Annotated in this window: 21 protein-coding genes; 12 read left to right on the top strand and 9 right to left on the bottom strand. The window is 69.3% G+C overall.

The genetic code is table 11. The features are described from left to right. Window position 1 precedes the first annotated feature (1 nt). Both B4A39_RS00105 and B4A39_RS00100 read left to right on the top strand, forming a co-directional pair. Window positions 2-2,047: an NAD(+) synthase gene (locus tag B4A39_RS00105; protein WP_292031940.1), complete on the top strand. Its 2,046-nt coding sequence runs from the start codon at window positions 2-4 to the stop codon at window positions 2,045-2,047. Between the two features lie 103 nt (window positions 2,048-2,150). Further along, complete coding sequence (locus tag B4A39_RS00100; protein ID WP_207824154.1) at window positions 2,151-2,375, top strand: alkylphosphonate utilization protein; 225 nt, start codon at window positions 2,151-2,153, stop codon at window positions 2,373-2,375. Window positions 2,376-2,551: 176 nt separating this feature from the next. Here the strand turns inward: B4A39_RS00100 and B4A39_RS00095 are convergent, their stop codons facing one another. The 3 genes from B4A39_RS00095 to B4A39_RS00085 are packed head-to-tail and all read right to left on the bottom strand — an operon-like array spanning window position 2,552 to window position 5,085. Beyond that, window positions 2,552-3,421 (bottom strand): alpha/beta fold hydrolase, encoded by an 870-nt coding sequence (locus tag B4A39_RS00095; RefSeq protein ID WP_292031935.1) that lies wholly within the window; start codon window positions 3,419-3,421, stop codon window positions 2,552-2,554. 54 nt (window positions 3,422-3,475) lie between these two features. Next, a complete protein-coding gene (locus tag B4A39_RS00090) occupies window positions 3,476-3,982 on the bottom strand; it encodes a D-glycero-alpha-D-manno-heptose-1,7-bisphosphate 7-phosphatase (protein WP_292031933.1) in 507 nt (168 codons plus the stop codon). Further along, window positions 3,979-5,085 (bottom strand): AGE family epimerase/isomerase, encoded by a 1,107-nt coding sequence (locus B4A39_RS00085; RefSeq protein WP_292031931.1) that lies wholly within the window; start codon window positions 5,083-5,085, stop codon window positions 3,979-3,981. The genes B4A39_RS00090 and B4A39_RS00085 overlap by 4 nt, the downstream gene beginning before the upstream one ends. A 199-nt stretch (window positions 5,086-5,284) precedes the next feature. Here B4A39_RS00085 and B4A39_RS00080 point away from each other — a divergent pair, with 199 nt between their 5' ends. Beyond that, window positions 5,285-6,445, top strand: coding sequence for a DegT/DnrJ/EryC1/StrS family aminotransferase (locus B4A39_RS00080; RefSeq protein WP_292031928.1), 1,161 nt, complete (start codon window positions 5,285-5,287; stop codon window positions 6,443-6,445). A 4-nt stretch (window positions 6,446-6,449) separates the two neighbouring features. Beyond that, the gene (locus tag B4A39_RS00075; RefSeq protein ID WP_292031926.1) at window positions 6,450-7,382 is read left to right on the top strand and encodes a Gfo/Idh/MocA family protein; all 933 of its coding nucleotides are present in this window, start codon (window positions 6,450-6,452) and stop codon (window positions 7,380-7,382) included. On the opposite strand, the gene B4A39_RS00070 is transcribed toward B4A39_RS00075, so the two are convergent. From B4A39_RS00070 to B4A39_RS00060, 3 genes are all read right to left on the bottom strand, one after another. Beyond that, window positions 7,379-9,046 (bottom strand): sensor histidine kinase, encoded by a 1,668-nt coding sequence (locus B4A39_RS00070; protein ID WP_292031924.1) that lies wholly within the window; start codon window positions 9,044-9,046, stop codon window positions 7,379-7,381. The genes B4A39_RS00075 and B4A39_RS00070 overlap by 4 nt on opposite strands. A gap of 95 nt (window positions 9,047-9,141) precedes the next feature. After that, complete coding sequence (locus B4A39_RS00065; RefSeq protein WP_292031922.1) at window positions 9,142-9,609, bottom strand: MaoC family dehydratase; 468 nt, start codon at window positions 9,607-9,609, stop codon at window positions 9,142-9,144. Window positions 9,610-9,670: 61 nt separating this feature from the next. Next, a complete protein-coding gene (locus tag B4A39_RS00060) occupies window positions 9,671-10,645 on the bottom strand; it encodes a threonine ammonia-lyase (protein WP_292031920.1) in 975 nt (324 codons plus the stop codon). 57 nt (window positions 10,646-10,702) lie between these two features. Here B4A39_RS00060 and glpK point away from each other — a divergent pair, with 57 nt between their 5' ends. From glpK to B4A39_RS00040, 4 genes are all read left to right on the top strand, one after another. After that, window positions 10,703-12,220: a glycerol kinase GlpK gene (glpK, locus tag B4A39_RS00055; protein WP_292031917.1), complete on the top strand. Its 1,518-nt coding sequence runs from the start codon at window positions 10,703-10,705 to the stop codon at window positions 12,218-12,220. Between the two features lie 40 nt (window positions 12,221-12,260). Beyond that, a complete protein-coding gene (locus B4A39_RS00050) occupies window positions 12,261-13,334 on the top strand; it encodes a phosphotransferase family protein (RefSeq protein ID WP_292031915.1) in 1,074 nt (357 codons plus the stop codon). Between the two features lie 91 nt (window positions 13,335-13,425). After that, a complete protein-coding gene (locus tag B4A39_RS00045; RefSeq protein WP_292031913.1) occupies window positions 13,426-13,896 on the top strand; it encodes an Rrf2 family transcriptional regulator in 471 nt (156 codons plus the stop codon). A 10-nt stretch (window positions 13,897-13,906) separates the two neighbouring features. Beyond that, window positions 13,907-14,713, top strand: coding sequence for an SDR family NAD(P)-dependent oxidoreductase (locus B4A39_RS00040; RefSeq protein ID WP_292031911.1), 807 nt, complete (start codon window positions 13,907-13,909; stop codon window positions 14,711-14,713). A 12-nt stretch (window positions 14,714-14,725) separates the two neighbouring features. On the opposite strand, the gene B4A39_RS00035 is transcribed toward B4A39_RS00040, so the two are convergent. Next, a complete protein-coding gene (locus tag B4A39_RS00035) occupies window positions 14,726-15,424 on the bottom strand; it encodes a MarC family protein (RefSeq protein ID WP_292031908.1) in 699 nt (232 codons plus the stop codon). A gap of 98 nt (window positions 15,425-15,522) precedes the next feature. Between B4A39_RS00035 and pyrF the strand changes: the two genes are divergently transcribed. Further along, window positions 15,523-16,257 carry an orotidine-5'-phosphate decarboxylase gene (gene pyrF, locus B4A39_RS00030; RefSeq protein WP_292031906.1) on the top strand — a complete coding sequence of 245 codons (735 nt, stop codon included), beginning with the start codon at window positions 15,523-15,525 and terminating at the stop codon, window positions 16,255-16,257. 96 nt (window positions 16,258-16,353) lie between these two features. Here pyrF and B4A39_RS00025 read toward each other — a convergent pair whose 3' ends face one another. Beyond that, window positions 16,354-17,244, bottom strand: coding sequence for a hypothetical protein (locus B4A39_RS00025; protein ID WP_292031904.1), 891 nt, complete (start codon window positions 17,242-17,244; stop codon window positions 16,354-16,356). 95 nt (window positions 17,245-17,339) lie between these two features. Continuing rightward, window positions 17,340-17,588, bottom strand: a complete 249-nt coding sequence (locus B4A39_RS00020) for a DUF1674 domain-containing protein (protein WP_292031902.1) — start codon at window positions 17,586-17,588, stop codon at window positions 17,340-17,342. Window positions 17,589-17,673: 85 nt separating this feature from the next. Between B4A39_RS00020 and htpX the strand changes: the two genes are divergently transcribed. The 3 genes from htpX to B4A39_RS00005 all read left to right on the top strand — a co-directional run. Then, complete coding sequence (gene htpX / locus B4A39_RS00015) at window positions 17,674-18,648, top strand: zinc metalloprotease HtpX (protein ID WP_292031899.1); 975 nt, start codon at window positions 17,674-17,676, stop codon at window positions 18,646-18,648. A gap of 53 nt (window positions 18,649-18,701) precedes the next feature. Beyond that, entirely contained in the window at window positions 18,702-19,463 is a 762-nt protein-coding gene (gene trmB / locus B4A39_RS00010; protein ID WP_292031897.1) for a tRNA (guanosine(46)-N7)-methyltransferase TrmB, read from the top strand. 108 nt (window positions 19,464-19,571) lie between these two features. Beyond that, a partial coding sequence (locus B4A39_RS00005) for a cache domain-containing protein (protein ID WP_292031895.1) occupies window positions 19,572-20,531 on the top strand: 960 nt, incomplete at its 3' end.

Genomic DNA, 20,531 nt, shown 5'->3' with positions numbered 1-20,531 from the left:
GATGGCGAAGACGCATCCCTTCCACGCCTCGTGCGCCCACGGCTTCGTGCGCGTGGCGGCCGCGACCCCGGTGGTCCATGTCGCCGATCCGGCCGCTAACGCCGAGGAACACGCGCGGCTGATCCGTCAGGCGGGCGCGTCGGGCGTGGACCTGCTGGTCTTTCCCGAACTGTCGCTGAGCGCCTACGCCATCGACGACCTGTTGATGCAGGCGGCCCTGCTGGAAGAGATCGAGCGTCGCATCGCCGACCTGGCCGAGGTCGCGGACGATGCGGGCGTGATCGCCGTGATCGGCGCGCCGCTGCGCAACGGCGACGCCCTGTTCAACTGCGCGGTGGTGCTGGGCGGGGGCGAGGTGCTGGGCGTGGTCCCGAAGACCTACCTGCCCAACTACCGCGAATATTACGAGAAGCGCTGGTTCGCGCCCGCCGCCAGCCGCAGCGAGGACAGCCTCGTCCTGAACGGCGAGAGCGTCGATTTCGCGCCGGGTCTGATCTTCGAGGCGACCAACCGGCCGGGCTTCGTCTTCGCCGTCGAGATCTGCGAGGACTTCTGGGCCCCGCAGCCGCCGTCGACGCGGGCGGCGCTCGCGGGGGCGCGCATCCTGTGCAACCTGTCGGCCTCCAACATTGTCATCGGCAAGGCTGACGAGCGCGCCCTGCTGTGCGCCAGCCAGTCGGCCCGCACCCTGTCGGCCTATGTCTTCGCCGCCTCGGGCTGGGGCGAGTCGACGACCGACCTGGCCTGGGACGGTCAGGCGACCATCCACGAACTGGGCGCGAAGATCGCCGAAGGCGAGCGGTTCGCGCTGGAGAGCCATCTGACAATCGCCGACGTGGACGTGGACCGCATCGGTCTGGACCGTCTGCGCAACGGCACCTTCGCCGACTGCGCCCGTCTGGAAGGCGAGGCCGCGACGGTGGTCCCGTTCGAGGCTGGCGAAGGTCCCGGCGACGCCCTGATCCGCCCGCTGGACCGCTTCCCCTTCGTGCCCGACGACGCGGCGCGTCTGGATCAGGACTGCTTCGAGGCCTTCAACATCCAGGTTCAGGGCCTGATGCGGCGGATGACGGCGACGGGGTCGAAGACACTGGTGATCGGCGTCTCGGGCGGGCTTGATTCGACCCAGGCCCTGCTGGTGGCCTGTCGCGCCTTTGATCGGCTGGAGTTGCCGCGCACCGGCATTCTGGCCTTCACCATGCCCGGTTTCGCGACTTCGGACGGGACGAAGTCGAACGCATGGGCGCTGATGGATGCGGTGGGCGTCACGGGCGCCGAGATCGACATTCGTCCCGCCGCCGAGCAGATGCTGCGCGACATCGGCCACCCCTTCTCGAACGGCGAGCCGGTGCATGACATCACCTTCGAGAACGTGCAGGCGGGTCTGCGCACCGACTATCTGTTCCGTCTGGCCAACCAGAACCACGGCTTCGTCCTGGGCACCGGCGACCTGTCGGAACTGGCGCTGGGCTGGTGCACCTATGGGGTCGGCGACCACATGAGCCACTACAACGTCAACGGCGGGGTGGCGAAGACCCTGATCCAGCACCTGATCCGTTGGGTGGCCGAGCGCGGTCTGGTGGGCGAGGCCGCGACCCCGACGCTTCATGCTGTTCTGGCCACCGAGATCTCGCCCGAACTGGTGCCGGCGGGCGCGGACGGGGAGATCCAGTCGACGCAGAGCATTGTCGGCCCCTATGCCCTGAACGACTTCTTTCTCTTCTACATCAGCCGCTTCGGCCTCAAGCCGTCCAAGGTCGCCTTCCTGGCCCATCAGGCCTGGGGCGACGCGACGACCGGAAGCTGGCCCGCCGGTCTGCCGCAGGCGGAGCGGGTCGCCTACGACCTGCCGACCATCAAGGGGTGGCTGAGGAAGTTCCTGATCCGCTTCTTCCAGACCAGCCAGTTCAAGCGCTCGGCCGTGCCGAACGGGCCGAAGGTGGTGACGGGCGGGTCGCTGTCGCCGCGCGGCGACTGGCGCGCGCCGTCGGACAGCAGCGCACGCGTCTGGCTCGATGAACTGGACCAGAACGTCCCCGACGTCTGAGGGCGTCGGATTTTAGTTAGGGGCCTATCGCGCTTCGCGCTACTTGAGGCCGCTTTCAATTCAACGGGTTCGATATCGCGCGCCCGCTTTCTACGAGGCGACCATGACCGACGACGTGACCAAGGATTCCAACGGCAACATCCTGGCCGACGGCGACAGCGTGACCCTGATCAAGGACCTCAAGGTCAAGGGGTCGGGCGGGGTGACGCTGAAGCGCGGGACCATGGTCAAGAACATCCGCCTGACCGGCGACCCCGACGAGATCGAGGCCAATGTCGAGAAGGTGCGGGGTCTCGTCCTGCGCACCGAGTTCGTGAAGAAGGCCTGATACTGGGGCCTACCGCTTCGCGCGACTTGAGGCCTGTTTCCCCTACCCAAACCGTCATCCCGGAGGCGGCGTAGCCGCTATCCGGGACCACAACAGACTCGACGTTCAAGCGATAGCGTGTGTGGCGGTCCCGGCTCTCCCCCTCGCTTTCGCGAGGGTGCGGCCGGGATGGCGGCTTAGCCGACGCCCGCCAGAAACTCGAAGATGGCGGCCCGCGCTTCGGCCTCGTCCAGCATGGGCGCGTGGCCGATGGCTGGGACCTCGGCGTAGGCCAGGGCCGGCGCGGCCTTCCTCATCTTGGCGACGATGGCGGGGCTGAGCAGGTCGGAGGTCGCGCCGCGCAGCAGCAGGGTCGGCTTCTTGCGCGCCAGAGCGCGGAAGAAGGGCCAGAGGTTGGGGATCAGCGCCTTGGCGCCCGCCGCCTTGATCGGGGCCGAGATGTCGGGGTCGTAGTCGAGCACCGGCGCGCCTTCTGTCCCTTCGCGGAAGGTGCGGCGGGCGAAGGCGGCCCAGTCGGCGTCGGTGTAGTGGGGCAGGGCCGTTTCGTTGATGCGCCTGGCGTAGGCGGCGGCGTCGGCCCAGGTCTCGATCACGACCGGCTGGCCGGCATAGGCGGCGATTCGGCTCAGGCCCTCAGGCGCCAGTTCCGGCCCCACGTCGTTGAGGATGGCGGCGGCGATGGCCTTGGGCTTGATCGCGGTCAGGGCCATGGTGATCAGCCCGCCCATGGAGGTGCCGAGGAAGACGGCCTTTTCAATGCCGAGCTGTTCCATCAGGGCGACGACGTCCTTGGCATAGACGTCAGGCGTATAGGTCATGGGGTCGGGCGCGCGGTCCGACAGGCCGCGCCCGCGCACGTCCACCGCCAGGACGCGACGGCCGCTCTGGGCGATCAGGGCGGCGATGACCTCGAAGTCGGCGCTGTTGCGGGTCAGGCCGTGGATGGCGATGACCGGCAGCCGGGCCGGGCCGTCGGCGGGGGCGTAGTCGCGGGCGTAGAGGCTCAGGCCATCGGGCGAGGTCCAGCGGCGGTCAGCATAGGTCATCGGGCGTGTCTCCAGCGTCGACGCCAGCCTAATTCACCGGATGAAGAATTGCGATCAGGTCGCGAGGATGGCCGCGACGAATTGATCGAGGTCATCGTCTTCGAACAGATAGCCGGCAACGCCCGCGCGCCGGGCCGCCTCCATGTCCGAGGGGTTGTCGCCGATCATCAGGGAGCGGGACGGGTCGAGGTCGTGCTCGGCGATGGCCTTAAGCAGCATGCCCGGATTGGGCTTGCGGTCCGGGTGGTCGGGGTGCCGATAGCGGTCGTCGACGGCCTCGGGGTGGTGGGGCGCGGCGTAGACGGCGTCGATGCGCGCCCCGCCTTCGGCCAGCCGCGCGACCAGCAGGGCGTTGAAGCCGTGCATGGTCTCCTCGCTGAACATCCCGCGCGCCACGCCCGACTGGTTGGTGACGATGACCGCGACATAGCCCGCGTCGTTCAGTCGCTTCACCGCCTCGGCGGCGCCGGGGATCAGGACCAGCTGGTCCGGCCGGTGCGGAAAGCCGCAGTCGACGATCAGGACGCCGTCGCGGTCGAGAAATGCAGCCGGCCGGCTCATGCGGGGACCGTCAGCAGGGCCGAGAAGGCGGTCATCAGGTGATAGAGGGTCGAGGCGGGAACGGCCGTGTCCAGCGGGCGCCCCTCGGCGTCGTAGCTGTCGATCCACAGGCCCGGGACGGCGGTCGCCAGATGGGTGGCGAACAGGGTCTCGGTCAGGGCGAAAGCCTGTTCGGCCCGGCCGCGCAGCAGCAGGGTGCGGATGGCCTCGGTCTGGGCCCACAGACGGTAACCGCCGTCGCGAACCACGCCGATGCGGTCGACTTCGCGGACCAGCAGGCCCCGGGCGTTGACGCCATTGGTCAGGGCCGAGGCGAGGAGGGCGTCAGCCTGTCGAGCGTGGCCGTCGAGGCCGAGGCGGCTCGCCTGGTCCAGCAGCCAGATCCATTCCATGTGATGGCCGGGCTCGATCACCTGACCGGCGGCGCCGGGGGCTGCTGTCCAGTCTGCGGTGAAGAACTCGCCGAGCATCAGGTGTTCGCGGTCGAAGAACCGCCGGTTGAACAGGTCCAGCACTGACCGCGCCGCCGCCTCGAAGGCGGGGTCGGGAGAGACGGCCTGCCAGGCCAGCAGGGCCTCCAGCATGTGCATATGCGGGTTCTGTCGGCGCGGCAGGACGGGCGGCAGGGCTTCCTGCCAGCCGCCATGGATCGGGTCGGCCATCCGCGTCTCGATGGCGACAAGCGTGGACAGGGCCAGGGGCAGGGCGCGTTCGTCCCGTAACACCCGGTGGGCGACGGCCAGGGCGAACAGCACGAAGGCCAGGTCGTAGAGGTCCGGCGTCGGGTCGATCACGGCGCCCGTGTCGTCGACCGCGCGCACCCACAGATCATCGGCGCGACGATGGTTGCGGATCAGGGCGTCCAGACCGCGCCGGGCGACCGCTTCGCCCTCGGTCCAGCCGAGCGACGCGGCTTCGGCGAACACATAGACCTGACGCGCCTGGACCCGTGTGCGGCGGGCCGCGCCCGTGATCGGGCGACCGTCGAAATCCAGTTTCTCGAGGAAGAGGCCCTCGTCATCGAGCCCGGCCTTCGCCCACAGGGGCAGGGCCTGGTCGAACAGCCAGTCACGAACCCGGGTCTGTGTGGTCGAAAGCGTCATATGGGCTCGGCCTTAGGCAGGGTCGTCAGCTTTGCCAAGCACGGTTTTCGTTGCAACCGGCAACGCGAAGTGACCCTCGCGGGTTTGTCGAGAGGCCCCGGGCTTTGGTAGGACGCGCCCAAGACCTTTGATCCGCCTTCGCGTCCGCGCGCCGAACCGAGTTCCGCCTGCGCGGCCCCCACCGAGAGAGCGACCCTTCATGACCCTTCCCTTTATCGACCTTCAGGCCCAGCGCCTTCGCCTCGGCGGCAAGATCGAGGCCGCCGTCCAGGAGGCCGTTGTCGGCGGCGCCTGGGTCATGGGCCCGCAGGTGCGCCAGTTCGAGGCCGATCTGGCCGCCTTCGGTCAGGCGAAGTACGCCCTGGGCTGCGCCAACGGCACCGACGCCCTGGCCCTGCCGCTGATGGCCTGGGGCGTCGGTCGCGGCGACGCCGTCTTCGTGCCCAGCTTCACCTTCGCCGCCACCGCCGAGGTGGTGCCCTGGTTCGACGCCGAGCCGGTCTTCATCGACGTGGACGCGACGACCTACAATATGGACCCGGCCCATCTGGAGGCGGCCATCGAGGCGACGCTGAAGGAAGGCCGTCTGAAGCCCCGCGTGGTCATCGCCGTCGACCTGTTCGGCCAGCCCGCCGACTATCCGGCCATCAAGGCCATCTGCGACAAGCACGGCCTGAAGCTGATCTCGGATTCGGCCCAGGGCTTCGGCTGCACGATCAATGGCGAACATCCGCTGAAGTGGGCCGACATCACCACCACCAGCTTCTTCCCGGCCAAGCCGCTGGGTTGCTACGGCGACGGCGGGGCGGTGCTGACCAATGACGACGACCTGGCCCAGCTGATCGATTCCATCCGCGTGCACGGCAAGGCGGTGGCCATCGACCTGAAGGACAAGACCTTCGACCACGACCCCAAATACCTGAACATGCGCATCGGCCTGAACAGCCGTCTGGACACCATCCAGGCCGCCGTCCTGATCGAGAAGCTGAAGGTCTTCGGCCAGGAGATCGAGTGGCGCAACGCCGCCGCGGCGCGCTACAACGAGGGCCTGCGTCCCCACGTCGCCGCTGTGCCGGACGTGCCGGCTGGCAATGTCTCGAACTGGGCGCAATACACCATCGAGCATGAGGACCGTGACGGTCTGGCCGCCCATCTGAAGGCCGAGGGCGTCCCCACGGCGGTCTATTATCCGATCCCGCTGCACCTGCAGCCTGCCTACGCCCACTATCCGCGCGGCCCGCAGGGTCTGCCGGTGACCGAGCGTCTGATGGAGCGCGTCATCAGCCTGCCGATGCACGCGGACCTGGACGCGGCGACGCAAGACCGCATCATCGCCGCCGTCGCCAGCTTCAAGGCCTGATCCCATGACCCAGCAGACCCCTCTCAAGATCGGCGTCGCCGGCGCCGGCGTCATGGGCCGCAACCACGCCCGCGTCCTGTCCGAACTGCGCGACGTCGAACTGACGACCGTGTTCGATCCCGACGCCGTGACGGCCGAGGGCGTGGCCGAAGCCTATGGCGCGACCGCCGTGACCACGGCGCAAGCGTTCGTCGCCGCCGGTCTGGACGCCGCCGTCATCGCCACGCCGAACCGCTATCACGCCGAGCTGGGCGTGGCCCTGCTGAACGCGGGCGTTCATGTGCTGGTCGAGAAGCCGATCGCGGCGACCGTCGCCGACGCCCAGGCCATGATCGACGCGGCCAAGACCAACAACCGCGTGCTGATGGTCGGCCATGTCGAGCGCTTCAACCCGGCGGTGGACACGGTCAAGCGCGCCATCGACGGCGACGAGATCATCTCCATCCAGATCACCCGCGTCGGCCCCTTCCCGCCGCGCATGGGCGAGGTCGGCGTGGTGATCGACCTGGCCGTGCACGACATCGACATCATCCGTCACCTGACGGGGTCGGAAGTGGTCGAGGTCCAGTCGCTGCTGGGCCACACCCATGCCTCGCGCGAGGATTCGGCCCTGTTGCAGTTCCGCATGGCCAATGACGTGATCGCCCACATCACCACCAACTGGGTCACCCCCTACAAGACCCGCACCCTGCAGGTCGCCACCAAGAACCGCTTCATCGTCGCCGACCTGATCACCCGTCAGGTGACCGAGTACTTCGGCCAGCAGCCGGACGGTTCCTATTCGACGCGAATGCTCAACTCCTGGCCGGCCGAACCGCTGAAGAAGGAACACGAGGCCTTCATCCACGCCATTCGCGCGGGCGAGACGGCGGCGGTCAGCGGCGAGGACGGCCTGCGCAATCTGGAAGTCGCCCTGCGCTGCCTCGGCGAACCCTAGGTCTTTGGCGCGCCGCCGGGTCGGAAGGTCAGGCGGCAATGCAGTCGGCCCGCGGCGTAGTCCATGCTGGCCGAGCCCCTCAGCGTGCCGCGCACGCTGGTGTCGATCAGGCGGGAGCCGAAGCCTGAGCGGGTCGGCGGGGCCACGGTCGGGCCGCCGCTCTCGATCCAGTCCAGCGTGATCCGGCCCTCGTCGTCAGCGGGGGTCCAGATCACGTCGACGCAGCCCGCGGCCTCCTGCGGGCGGCTGAGGGCGCCGTACTTGGCGGCGTTGGTGACCAGTTCGTGCAGGATCAGACCCATCGAAAGGGCCTGCTCCGCCTCCAGGGTCACGTCCGGTCCCTGCATCCTGAGCCGGTCCTCGGCGTAGGGGCGGAACTCCTGCAACACCAGGTCGCGCAGACGGGCGCGCTCCCAGCCATTGGCGGTCAGCAGGTTGTGGGTGTCCGACAGGGCGATCAGCCGCGCCTCGAACAGACGCATGAAGTCCTCGATGCTGGTCGAGCGCCGGGCCGTCAGGGCGGCGATCGACTGGATCGTGGCCATGGTGTTCTTGACCCGGTGATTCAGCTCGTTGATCAGCAGGCGCTGGCGATGCTCGCTGGTGGCCAGGGCGGCGAAGGCCTGATGCCGGTCGGTCACGTCGGTGATGACGCCCGCCAGCTTCATCGGCCGTCCCGACCGTGAACGGATCAACCGGCCCTGCACCTGCAGCCAGCGGCCGCTGTCGCGCAGCTGGTATTCCGCGGCATAGTCGCCCTCGCCCTTGAGGGCCCGCTCCAGGGTCTCGGTCCGCCGGATCAGATCTTCGGGCTTCAGCTTGCGGGCGAGATCGCGCGCCGCGAAGGGCTCGCCGCGCGCCAGGCCGAGATATTTGCGCGCCCGACCGGACAGCCAGAGGGTCTGGGCCGGCAAGGTCAGCTCCCAATAGCCGACCCCGCCCGCGTCGATGATGGAGATCAGCTTGTCCCTCTGTCCCATCATGGAGGCGGCCAGCGGCAGGAGCAGGATGAGAATGGTCACGGCGGCGACGCCGATGGCCAGGATCAGCGGCGGCGCGCCCAGCGGATCGCCCGCTGCGGCGGTCTGCGTCACGGTCAGCGCTGCCATCGCCGTGTGGTGCATGCCGGCCACCGCCAGGCCCAGGATCAGGGCCGCAGCCAGTCGCCAGGGGGCCGAGCGATCCTGCTTCACCGCGAACAGGGCGGCGATCGAGGCGATCAGGGCGATGGCCGCCGAGACGACGACCAGACCGGGCGTATAGCTGAGGCTGGCCGAGGTCCTCAGCGCGGCCATCCCGACATAGTGCATGGCGCAGATGCCGGTCCCCATGACCAGGCCAGCCAGGATCATGCGGCTGCGATCCGAGCGGCCTGCGGCGATGAGGAAGGCGAAGCTGGAGCCTGCGGCCGCCAGGACGAAGGAGACGACCGTCAGCGCGGGGTCGTAGCGAACGGGCGCGCCGGGGTCGAAGCCCAGCATGGCGATGAAGTGCATCGACCAGATGCCCCCGCCCATGGCCACCCCTGCCGTGGCCAGCCAGGCCAGCCGCGCGCCGCCCTGATGCGCCCGCACGTGCTGGAACAGGTCCAGCGCCGTCCAGGCCGCAAAGACGGCCACGGCGAAGGACAGGCCGTCGAACGCGGAAAGCAGGTGTAGGTGCACGGTCCAGCCTCCCTCGATCTGACGTGCCCGGATGATTGTCGCCTACTGGAGCGCCGTTATCCCGGTCTTGTCCAGCGTCGGAAACAGGCGGGGTTTCAGCCCTTCGCCATCTGCATCCCCAACCATTCGGCGATCAGGGCGGGCTTGTCGCCGCCCTCGATCTCGACGGTCAGCTCGTGCTTCAGCAGCCAGCGGGTCACGCCGTCCTGGGCCCCCTTGTTCTCGGCGGACAGCAGCTTGAAACGGCCGCGGATCCTGGACCCGGCCGGCACGGGGGCGAGAAAGCGCAGCTTGTCGAAGCCGTAGTTGACGCCCATGACCACGCCGTCCAGCGGGGCGACCGCGTCATAGCTCATGGCCGAGGCCAGGCTGAGGGTCAGAAAACCATGGGCGATGGTTCCGCCGAACGGGGTGGCTTTCGCCCGCTCGGGATCGACATGGATGAACTGTTCGTCCTCTGTGATCCGGGCGAAGGCGTCGATCCGGGCCTGGTCGATCGTGATCCAGCGGCTGACGCCGACCTCCTGGCCGATCAGGGATGGCAGATCGCTCGACTTCGTCATCGTGGCCCCTCCGTTTGACGCAGCCTTGCCTGCGTCGCGGGCGGGCGCAAGAGGGGGAAGATCAGCCCTCGAACCGTCCCTCGATGATGGCGGCGAACAGGCCCGGATCGACATTGCCGCCGGACAGGACGACGCCGGTGGTCAGGCCCTCGGCGGCGACCTTGCCCGCCAGCAAGGCCGCCAGGGACACGGCGCCGCCCGGCTCGATCACCAGCTTGAGCCAGCGGTAAGCGAAGCGCATGGCTTCGGCGACCTCGGCGTCAGTGACGGTCACGGCGCCGGCCAGTCTCTGATTGATCGGCCAGGTCAGGGCGCCGGGCATGGGGGCCATCAGGGCGTCGCAGATCGAAGGCGCACCCTGCGGATGGGCCGTGCGTTCACCGGCCGCCAGCGAACGGCGCGTGTCGTCAAAGGCCTCGGGCTCGACGACGATGACGCGGGTGTCGGGGCTCTGCTCGGCCATGACCAGATTGAGCCCTGCGATCAGCCCGCCGCCCGAGGCGCCGCACAGCAATTGGTCCATCTCGATCCCGAACTGTTCCAGCATCTCCAGGCCGACCGTGCCTTGGCCCTCGATGACGAAGGGGTCGTCGAAGGGCGGGACCAGGATGGAGCCGCGTTCCGCCGCGATCTCGGCGCCGATGGCCTCGCGGCTCTCGCTCCAGCGGTCGTAGAAGCGCACCTCGCCGCCGAAGGCGCGCACGCCGTCGACCTTCACCGTCGGACTGTCGGAGGGCATGACGATCAGGGCGCGGGTCCCGACGGCCTGGCCGGCGGCGGCGACTCCTTGCGCGTGGTTGCCCGACGAATAGGCCACGACGCCGCGCGTCCTTTCCTCATCCGTCAGGCGGCTGATGCGGTTATAAGCCCCGCGAAACTTGAAGGCGCCCGCGACTTGCAGGGTTTCGGCCTTCATCAACACGCGGCCGCCCAAGGCCGCATTCAGAGCCGGATGCTCGATCAGGGGGGTGCGCACGGCGGCGGGGGCGATCTGGCGGGCGGCGTCGACGACGCCTTGGAAGCTGGGCGTATGCATGACTTTCCTCTTACGCTCAGCCTGCGCCTCTGCATAACTCCCCTGATGCAAGCGAACATGATCCTCGCCATCGACCAGGGCACCACCTCGACGCGGGCCATCGCGTTTGAGGTCACGCCTCAAGCAGCGCAAAGCGTGATAGGCGACAAGATTGGAGGCGCCTTCAGCGCCGCGGCGGTCAGCCAGATCGAACTGGCGCAGCACTTCCCGCAATCGGGCTGGGTCGAACATGACGCCGCCGAAATCTGGCGCGCCACGTTGCAGACCTGCCGTGAGGTGGTGCGGAAGGCAGGGGGCGTCGCTCGCTTCGCCGCCGTGGGCATCACCAACCAGCGCGAGACCGCCGTGATCTGGGACGCGACGACGGGCGAGCCGCTGCATCGGGCCGTCGTCTGGCAGGACCGGCGCACCTCGGACGCGACGGCGCGGCTGGCGGCGGCGGGGCATGAGGCGGAGGTACAGGGCGCGACCGGCCTGATTCTCGATCCCTATTTCTCGGCCTCGAAATACGCCTGGTTGCTCGACGCCGTGCCGGGCGCGCGCGAGCGGGCGGCGCGGGGTGAGGTCAAGCTGGGCACCATCGACGCCTGGCTGATCTGGAAGCTGACCGGCGGGCAGAGCCACGTCACGGACGCCACCAACGCCAGCCGCACCAGTCTGATGGACCTCAGGACGCGGCAATGGCGGGCGGATCTGTGCGACCTGTTCGGCGTGCCGATCGAGGCCCTGCCGGAGATCCGGGGCTGCGCCGATCATCTGGGTGACTGCGACCCCAGCCTACTCGGGCGGGCCTTGCCGATCCACGGGTCGGCGGGGGATCAGCAGGCGGCCCTGGTGGGACATGGGGCGCTGGCGGCCGGCGACGCCAAGATCACCTATGGGACCGGGGCTTTTCTGGTCGCCAATGTCGGGGATCAGCCGGTGGCCTCGACCAGCCGGCTGCTCGGCACGCTGGGCTATGCGGCGGATGGTCAGGTCGCCTATGCGCTGGAAGGCTCCATCTTCTCGGCCGGCTCGGCGATCCAGTGGCTGCGCGATGGGCTGAAGGTCATCTCGCACTCGCGCCAGTCCGAGGCCATGGCCCAGACGCTGAAGGACAACGGCGGGGTCTATCTGGTCCCCGGTTTCACCGGCCTGGGCGCGCCCTGGTGGGAGCCGGAGGCGCGGGGGACCGTCATCGGCCTGACGCGCGACAGCGGCCCGGCCCACTTCGTCCGCGCGGCGCTGGAGAGCCTGGCTTTCCAGACGCGGGACCTGCTGGACGCCCTGGCCAGGGACGGCGCGCCGCCGCTGACCCGGCTGAAGGTCGACGGCGGGGTCACGGCGAATGCCTTCGCCATGCAGTTCGTCGCCGACATCTGCGAGCTCGAGGTCGAACGCCCGGCCTTCCAGGAGATGACGGCCCTGGGGGCGGCCCGGCTGGCGGCCTTCGGCGTCGGCCTGACCTCTGTCCTGTGGACCGCGCCGGCGGAAGCCCCCGCGGTCTGGCGTCCACGCATGAAGCAGGAGGAAAGGGCGCGGCTGCTCAAGGGCTGGCGCGGGGCGGTGAAGGCGGCCATCATCGCCGCCGAATGATCGCACGCGCGCCACAGAGCGCCGGCGGGGGAGACGAGACATGACCGAGGCTCTGGACGCGCAATCGGCCTTTTCCGGTACGCGCGAGGTGGACGAACGCTATCGACTGGACGAGGCGGCGCTGGACGCCTGGCTGTCGGTCCATGTCGCGGGCTACGCCGGGCCTCTGACGATCCGTCAGTTCAAGGGCGGTCAGTCCAACCCGACCTATGAGCTGACCACCCCGGGCCGGACCTATGTCCTGCGCCGGAAGCCGCCGGGCACCCTGCTGGCCAGCGCCCACGCCGTGGATCGCGAGTTCACCGTCATCTCGGCCCTGTACGCCCAGGGATTCCCTGTGGCCCGGCCCCATGCGCTGTGCACGGACGAAGGCGTCATCGGCTCGATCTTCTATGTCATGGACAAGGTCGAGGGTCGGGTCTTCTGGGACCTGAAGCTGCCGGGCCTGGCCCCGGCCGAGCGCCGGGCCATCTATGAGGCCCAGACGGATACCTTGGCGGCCCTGCACGCCTTTGATCCCGCCGCCATCGGCCTTTCCGACTATGGCAAGCCGGGCAATTATTTCGCGCGTCAGGTCGGGCGCTGGACCAAGCAGTATCGGGCCAGCGAGATCGAGCCGGTCCCGGCCATGGACCGGCTGATCGCCTTCCTGCCCGACAGCCTGCCGCCCGAGGGGCCGACGCGGATCGTCCACGGCGATTTCCGTCTGGACAACATGATCCTCGCGCCCGACGCGGCGGAGGTGAGGGCGGTGCTGGACTGGGAACTGTCGACCCTGGGCGACCCGATGGCCGACTTCTCCTACATGCTGATCGCCTGGGTCATTCCGGCCAGCTTGCGCAACGGTCTGGCGGGGGCGGACCTGAAGGCGCTGGGCATTCCCGCGGTCGAGGAGACAGTCGAACGCTATGCCGCAAAGACCGGCACGGCGGCGCCCCCGAACCTCGACTGGCTGTTCGCCTACAACCTGTTCCGGCTGGCGGCCATCTGTCAGGGCATCGCCGGGCGGGTGCGCGACGGCACCGCCGCCAGCGCCCACGCGAAGACCATGGCGGCCCAGGTCGGCCCCCTGTCCGACGCGGCCTGGAGCTTCGCCCGGAAGGCCGGGGCGTGAAGCTTGGCGATAAATAAAACAGTTTTTGTTGCGGATGGATTTGTGAAACGGCGGCGGAAGCCCTACCTTCCGGTCTGGAGCATTGATCAAGATGTCTGACAGCCAAAGATTCCCCGTCGCCGCCCACGCCCTGGCCTATCTGGCCCACAAGGGCGCCTATTCGGCTGCGGACGCCGCGCCCAGCGCCGTTCTGGCCGCCTCGGTGCCGACCAATCCGGTGGTCATCCGTCGGGTGACGGCCCTGCTGGCCAAGGCCGGTCTGATCGCCACCCGACCCGGCGCCTCGGGCGGGTCCTGGCTGCTGCGTCAGCCCGAGACCATCTGCCTGGACGAGGTGCTGAAGGCGGTGAACGGCTGCGCCCATCTGGGCTCGACCCCCGCCGGAGCCAAGGGCTGCCCGGTGGGCGAGCATATCCCGCGTCAGGTCGCCAAGGCCCTGACCGCCGCCGATCAGGCCGCAGGCGCGGCCCTGAGCAAGATCACCATCGCCGACCTGCTGGAAGCGGACCCGGCGTCGCTGCGCGACTTCGCGCCGCATTCGTCCTGCCCCGTCGCCGCCTGACGCGCGTCGCTTGGGGGAGCACCGCCGCACCATCCTGATCACAGGGGCCAGCGCCGGCATCGGCGCGGCGCTGGCGCGCGAGTGCGCGGAGCGGGGCTATGACCTGATCCTGACCGCGCGTCGCGAAGGACCGCTGACGGCTTTGGCTCAGGAATTGACGGCGCAGCATGGCGTCGTCGCCAGCGTCGTCACCGCCGATCTGGCCGATCCGGGCGCGCCTGCGGCTCTGGTCGAGGCCATCGCGGCGCGAGGCTGGCGCGTCGACGGCCTGATCAACAATGCTGGCTTCAGCCGCACCACGGGCTTCCTGGCCACCGATCCCGCCGACCACGCCGCCATGATCCGCGTCATGCTGATCGCGCCGGTCGAGCTGTCGCGCCTGCTCTTGCCCGGCATGGTCGCGCGGGACTGGGGCCGGGTGCTGAACGTGGCTTCGCTGGCGGGACAGATGCCGGCGACCGGCGGCGACACCCTCTACGGGCCGATCAAGAGCTTCCTGATCAAGGCGTCGCAGGGGCTGTGGCTGGAGATGCGCGGAACGGGCGTTCACGTCACCGCCCTGTGCCCCGGCTACACCTATACCGAGTTCCACGACGTCAACGGCTCGCGCGAGCAGGTGACGAGCGCCTATCCGAAGTGGATGTGGATGGACGCCGACCGCGTGGCCCGTATCGGCTGGGGCGCGGTCGAGGCCAATCGTCCGCGCGTCACCCCGGGCGTGGCCAACAACGTGCTGGCGGCCCTGGGCGGCCTGCTGCCCGACGCCCTGGCGCTGAAGATGGTCGGCGGCCACGCCAAACGGCTGGACCGGCTTTAGAACCCTGGAGGTCTAGTGGCCGCCGGCGGGGTAGGGGGCCGTGACCCCGCTGCTGAACATGCCGGGGATGGCCTCGCCCAGGCCGGCGATGATGAACTGGATGGCCAGGGCGCACAGGATCAGGCCCAGCACCCGCACCACGATGGCCATGCCCACGTCGCCCAGCAGGCGGCTGATCGGGCCGGTGCAGGCGAAGCAGACGAAGGTGACGACGCAGGCGGCGACCATGGCGATCAGCGACGAGGCCGTGCCCGCGGCGCCCAGCTTCTGGGCCTCGCCGGCGTTGATGATGATGGCCGAGATGGCGCCGGGGCCGATCATCAGCGGAATGGCGAAGGGCACGATCAGGCGCTTGAAGCGGCGCTTGGCGTAGCCGCGCACGTCCTTGGCGTCCGTCACGGCGTCGGCGTCGGCGAAGATCTTGAGGAAGTCCTCGCGCGCCATGTCGAGGCCGAGCAGCAGCAGCAGGATGCCGCCGGCGATGCGGAAGGCGGCCAGGGAGATGCCGAAGAACTGCAGCAGGCCCAGGCCCGTAAAGAAGAAGAAGCCCAGGAAGACGGCGGCGAAACCGCAGATCATGGCCGAGACGGTGATGCGCTGGCGCAGCGAGGCGCCGGCGGTGGCGGCGGCGAAGATCGGCACATTGCCGATCGGATCCAGCAGCGCGAACAGCGCCACGAACAGGTTGACCCCCAGATCGACCGCGTTCATTGCTTGCCCCCGCCTTAAATCCCGCCGCGCGACCCCGCGACCCTTGGTCTCACCTATCGGGGCATCCGCGCGCGCCTGCAACCCGCCGAGAGCCGGAAATGTCCGAAGTCCATCCTGTCGACCTGGCCAACCGCCCCTTTGATCCGCGTGTCATCTGCGCCCTGGACGTGCCGACGACGGATGAGGCGAGGGCGCTGGTCGAGCGGATCGGCGACGCTGTCGGTTTCTACAAGGTGGGGCTGCAACTGTTCGCCTCGGACGGCATGGGCCTGGCGCGCGAGCTGAAGGCGGCGGGCCATCAGGTGTTTCTGGACTGGAAGCTGCACGACATCGGCGCGACGGTGGAGAAGGCGACGGCCGTGCTGGCGAACGCGGGCTGCGACCTGCTGACGGTCCACGCCCGGCCCCAGGTCATGGCGGCGGCGGCGCGCGGGGCGGCGGGCTCGGACCTGAAGATTCTGGGCGTCACCGTCCTGACCAGCCTGACCGAGGAGGATCTGAAGGCGGACGATCACAGCCTGTCGGCCGCGGATCTGGTCGAACTGCGCGTGCGACAGGCGCTGGAGGCGGGCGTCCACGGCGTCGTCTCCAGCCCGCACGAAGCGGGGCGGGTGCGCGAGATCGCCCTGGCGGCGGGACGCGACGACTTCCTGATCGTGACGCCGGGCGTGCGGCCGACCGGCGCGGCGCTGGACGATCAGGCGCGGGCGGCGACCCCGGCCAGCGCCCTGCAGGCCGGAGCGTCGCATCTGGTGGTGGGGCGCCCCATCACCGCCTCGGCCGATCCGCGCGGCGCGGCCCAGGCCATTTCTCGCGAGATCGCCCTCGTCTAGCAGAGGCGCTGCGTCAGGCTGGCCGCCGCAGACGCCCGACCACGCTCCACGTGAAACACTGAAGGGCTGGCGAGGTCTTCCGCGACCCGCCTCAGCTTAGCCGCGCTCGCCGCGTTCCTGCGTATAGGGACGTTCCGTGCCCGACAGCGGCGGGGGCGGCGGAGGAGGGGGCGGCGGCGCGCTGGGCATGGCGTAGTAGCCCTGCTCGAAGTTGACGACCGGGGGCGCAGTCTCGACTCGCGGCGGCGCGACCTGCACCTGGGGCGCAGCGACCTCGACCTGGGCCGGGGCGACGCGCACGTCGGCGGGGGCGACATAGACGGGCGGCGCCCCGACCTGCACGCGGGCGGGCTCGACGTAGACCGGCGCGGGCTGAACATAGACCGGCGGCGATTCCACATAGATCGGCGGCTGCGAGACGTAGACCGGCGGCTGGCTCACATAGACCGGTTCCGGGCGATAGGCGGCCGGTTGCGGGCCGCAAGGGCAGCCCTGGCCGTAGTAGCCCTGCTGATAATAGCCCTGTCCGTAGTTGTATCCGTAGCCATAGCCTCGCGCCCAGGGATAGCGCCCGTAACCGTCGACGGTGTAGCCGAACGGCATGGATCGCGTGACGCCGCCATAGGCGTAGGCCTGGCGGATGGGCGGCTGCTGCGGGGCGATCACGACCGGCGGGCGCTGGCCGGCGCCGCCATAGCCGTAGCCGTAGCCATAGGCTTCGACAGGGCCGTAGCCGCCCTGCCAGCCGGTGTCGCTGTAATAGGTCTGGACCCGGCTGCCGGACGCGGCGCCGCCCTGGACATAGGCCGGCTGAGCGTAGCCCGGCTGAGCGTAGACGGGTTGAGCGTAGACGGGTTGAGCATAGGCCGGCTGGACGTAGCCCTGCTGGGCGTAGCCGGAAGCGGCGTTCTGGCGCACCGGCTGCTGCGCCAGGGCGGTCCCGGCGACGAGCAGGCTCCCTGCAACGGCGATAGACAGAATCCTCATGGCCACGCTCCTTGTTTCCGCCGCAAAGGTTAATGCGATTTGGACAGAAGCGTTCATTATTCTCCCGTGACGCGAGCGCGACGGGTGGACTTCGCTCAGAAGTCGACGGCCAGACCCTTCTTCTCCCAGTCGCCATAGCGGGTCGGCTCCGGGCCGCGGGGGCCGCCGTGCTCTTCCGCCAATGCCGGGACCGTGTTCGCCTTGCGACGTTCGGCCGCTTCCAGCAGGGCGCGGCGCGCGACCTCGGTCAGAGGCCGTTCGGGCGTGGCGTGGGGCACGTCGGCGTTGAAGGCGGGGGCCTCTTCGACGTCGTTGGCGGCGGGCGGGGTGGGCTGTTCGGTCACAGGGGGTCTGCCTTGAGGGCGGGGATACAGGGCCTCAAATAGACGTTCAGGACTTCTTCGCCACCCCCGACGCCGCCTGGACCGCATGAACCATCTCAAGACCTTCGCCCTGCTGGCCGTGATGACCGCCCTGTTCATGGGGATCGGCTATCTGATCGGCGGCGCCATGGGCATGGTCATCGCCCTGGCGGTGGCGGCGGGGATGAACCTGTTCAGCTACTGGAACGCCGACAAGATCGTCCTGAAGATGTACCGCGCCCAGCCGGTGGACGAGACCCATCCCAACGCCGTGGTCCGCGCCTATGTGGCGGACGTGAAGCAGATGGCGACGGACGCCGGCCTGCCGCTGCCGGCCATCACCATCATCCCGAATGATCAACCCAACGCCTTCGCCACCGGCCGCAACCCCCAGAACGCCGCCGTCGCCGCTACGACCGGCCTGCTCGACATGCTGACGCGCGACGAGATCCGCGGCGTGATGGCGCACGAACTGGCCCATGTGAAGAACCGCGACACCCTGACCATGACGGTGACGGCCACGGTGGCGGGCGCCATCGCCATGCTGGCCAATTTCGCTCTCTTCTTCGGCGGCGGCGACGACCGCGAGCGGCCGGGCGGCCTGATCGGGACCATCGCCCTGATGCTGTTGGCGCCCATGGCGGCGGGTCTGGTGCAGATGGCCATCAGCCGCGCCCGCGAATACGAGGCCGACCGGGTCGGCGCCGAGATCGCCAACGACCCTCAGGCGCTGGCCTCGGCCCTGCAGAAGATCGAGGCCTACGCCCGGGGCGCGGTGAACGTGCCGGCCGAGCGCAATCCGGCCACGGCCCACATGTTCATCATCAACCCGCTGAACGGCAAGGGCGCGGACAACCTGTTCTCGACCCACCCGGCCACAGGCAACCGCGTCCGCGCCCTGATGGAGCTGGGGGCGAAGATGGGCGTGAACCGGCGTCCGACGACGGCTCCCGTGACGCCCGCTCCGGTCTCGGGTTCGGCGCGGACCAGCGTGCCGGCCACGCCCCCGACGTCGACGACCCCGCGCGGTCCCTGGGGCTAGAACCGGGCCGATCGCCTTTGCGTGCGCGGCCTTAAGGGGTTAGAGCGCGCGCCATGACCGACAAGCCCGCCCCTCCCGCCGATCAGCCCGCCTTTGATCAGGACCGCCCCGAATGGGCCCAGGCCCACGGCCCGCTGCGCTCGTTCGGGCGGATCAAGTCGCGGCCGATCAAGGCGCGTCAGGCCGCCCTGTTCGACACCCTGATGCCGCAGATCGCCGTGCCGGACCCCAGCAAGGGGCCGATCGACCCCCTGGCCCTGATGCCGGACGCGAAAGAGGTCTGGTTGGAGATCGGCTTCGGCGGCGGCGAGCATCTGGCCGAGCAGGCCACGCGCAATCCGGACGCCCTGATGATCGGCTGCGAGCCCTTTCTCAACGGCGTGGCGTCGGCCCTGCGCCATGTGGAGGAGGGCGGTCTGAAGAACGTGCGCCTGCACGCCGACGACGCGCGGGCGGTGATGACGGCCCTGCCGGACGCCTCGCTGGACCGGGTGATGATCCTGTTCCCCGACCCCTGGCACAAGGCGCGCCACAACAAGCGGCGGCTGTTGCAGGACGAGACGGCGGTGGAGATCGCCCGTCTGCTCAAGCCCGGCGGCCGGGTGCGCTTCGTCACCGACTGGCTGGACTACGCCGAGTGGGCGCTGGAGCGGCTGGCGCGCACGCCGGGCCTGACCCGCTTGAGCGCCGCCGAGATGGCGGCCCAGGGCGAAGACTGGTTCGCCGTTCCGGCGGACCACGTCGTCACCCGCTATGAGGAAAAGAAGCTGGGCGACACGACGCCGATCTTCCTGGAGTTCCGGCGTCAAAGCTGACGTCGGGGCATAAGGGCTTCTACGCAGGGAATTTTACGCAAGGCGGATTTTGCGCTGCGTTTACCGGCGTTATGCATCCTGACCCTGACAGTCAGGGGATATGACGGAATGCGTAGTTTGACGATCGGCGGCAGGGTGAACCTGTTGTCGGTGCTGGCGGTGGCCGGCCTGCTTTTGATCACGGGCCTTTCGCTGATGAAGCTCGACGGCGTGATGCGCGCCGAGATCGCCGACCGCACACGCAAGACGGTGGAGGTGGCCCACAGCGTGGCCGCCCACTACCAGGCCCAGGAGCAGTCGGGCGCCATGACGCGCCCGCAGGCCCAGGCCGCCGCCCTGTCGACCCTGCGCGCCCTGCGTTATGGCCAGGACGACTATTTCTGGGTCAACGACATGCAGCCGCGCATGGTCATGCACCCCTTCAGCCCGCAGCTGGAAGGTCAGGACCTGAGCACCAAGACCGACGCCGACGGCGTCTTCATGTTCCGCGAGATGACCGACGTGGCGCGCCGCGACGGCGCTGGCTTCGTCCACTATCGCTGGGCCAAGCCAGGTCAGGAAGAACCGGCTCCCAAGGTGTCCTACGTCAAGGCCTTCAAGCCCTGGGGCTGGGTGATCGGCTCGGGCGTCTACACCGACCAGATCGTCGCCGCCGTGGCCCGCGCCGCCCTGACCCTGGGCGGGATGGCGTTGCTGGTGGCCCTGGCCATGGGCGTGGCCGGCTGGCGGCTGGGCCGTTCGGTCGCCGGCCCGGTCGTGGCCCTGGCCGACCGCATGAAGCGGCTGGCCGACGGCGATCGCGCCGCGCCGATTCCGGGTCTGGCGCGTCATGACGAGATCGGCCGCATGGCCGGGGCGCTGGAAGTGTTCCGCGACGCCGCCATCGCCAACGCCCGCCTTGAAGCCGAGGCTGTGGCGCAACGTCAGGCGACCGAGGACGAGCGCGCCCGCGTCGAGGCCGAGAAGGCCCGCACGGCCGAAGAAGACCGCGTGGCCATCACGGCCCTGGGTCAGGGCCTCCAGGCCATGGCCGGCGGCGACCTGACGCATCGCATGACGGTGCAGGTC

It is taken from the genome of Brevundimonas sp. UBA4553, from assembly GCF_002387245.1.
Taxonomy (GTDB): Bacteria; Pseudomonadota; Alphaproteobacteria; order Caulobacterales; family Caulobacteraceae; genus Brevundimonas.
Note: the sequence above shows the minus strand (reverse complement) of the source record. Positions and strands in the feature narration are given on the sequence as shown.

Bases quoted from the DNA above. Each gene is read 5' to 3' on its own strand.
- B4A39_RS00045 (WP_292031913.1), top strand. From the start codon at position 13,426: ATGTCTGACAGCCAAAGATTCCCCGTCGCCGCCCACGCCCTGGCCTAT.
- B4A39_RS00035 (WP_292031908.1), bottom strand. From the start codon at position 15,424: ATGAACGCGGTCGATCTGGGGGTCAACCTGTTCGTGGCGCTGTTCGCG.
- trmB (WP_292031897.1), top strand. From the start codon at position 18,702: ATGACCGACAAGCCCGCCCCTCCCGCCGATCAGCCCGCCTTTGATCAG.
- B4A39_RS00050 (WP_292031915.1), top strand. From the start codon at position 12,261: ATGACCGAGGCTCTGGACGCGCAATCGGCCTTTTCCGGTACGCGCGAG.
- B4A39_RS00075 (WP_292031926.1), top strand. From the start codon at position 6,450: ATGACCCAGCAGACCCCTCTCAAGATCGGCGTCGCCGGCGCCGGCGTC.
- B4A39_RS00025 (WP_292031904.1), bottom strand. From the start codon at position 17,244: ATGAGGATTCTGTCTATCGCCGTTGCAGGGAGCCTGCTCGTCGCCGGG.
- B4A39_RS00080 (WP_292031928.1), top strand. From the start codon at position 5,285: ATGACCCTTCCCTTTATCGACCTTCAGGCCCAGCGCCTTCGCCTCGGC.
- htpX (WP_292031899.1), top strand. From the start codon at position 17,674: ATGAACCATCTCAAGACCTTCGCCCTGCTGGCCGTGATGACCGCCCTG.
- B4A39_RS00100 (WP_207824154.1), top strand. From the start codon at position 2,151: ATGACCGACGACGTGACCAAGGATTCCAACGGCAACATCCTGGCCGAC.
- B4A39_RS00060 (WP_292031920.1), bottom strand. From the start codon at position 10,645: ATGCATACGCCCAGCTTCCAAGGCGTCGTCGACGCCGCCCGCCAGATC.
- B4A39_RS00085 (WP_292031931.1), bottom strand. From the start codon at position 5,085: ATGACGCTTTCGACCACACAGACCCGGGTTCGTGACTGGCTGTTCGAC.
- B4A39_RS00065 (WP_292031922.1), bottom strand. From the start codon at position 9,609: ATGACGAAGTCGAGCGATCTGCCATCCCTGATCGGCCAGGAGGTCGGC.
- B4A39_RS00095 (WP_292031935.1), bottom strand. From the start codon at position 3,421: ATGACCTATGCTGACCGCCGCTGGACCTCGCCCGATGGCCTGAGCCTC.
- B4A39_RS00105 (WP_292031940.1), top strand. From the start codon at position 2: ATGGCGAAGACGCATCCCTTCCACGCCTCGTGCGCCCACGGCTTCGTG.
- pyrF (WP_292031906.1), top strand. From the start codon at position 15,523: ATGTCCGAAGTCCATCCTGTCGACCTGGCCAACCGCCCCTTTGATCCG.
- B4A39_RS00090 (WP_292031933.1), bottom strand. From the start codon at position 3,982: ATGAGCCGGCCGGCTGCATTTCTCGACCGCGACGGCGTCCTGATCGTC.
- glpK (WP_292031917.1), top strand. From the start codon at position 10,703: ATGATCCTCGCCATCGACCAGGGCACCACCTCGACGCGGGCCATCGCG.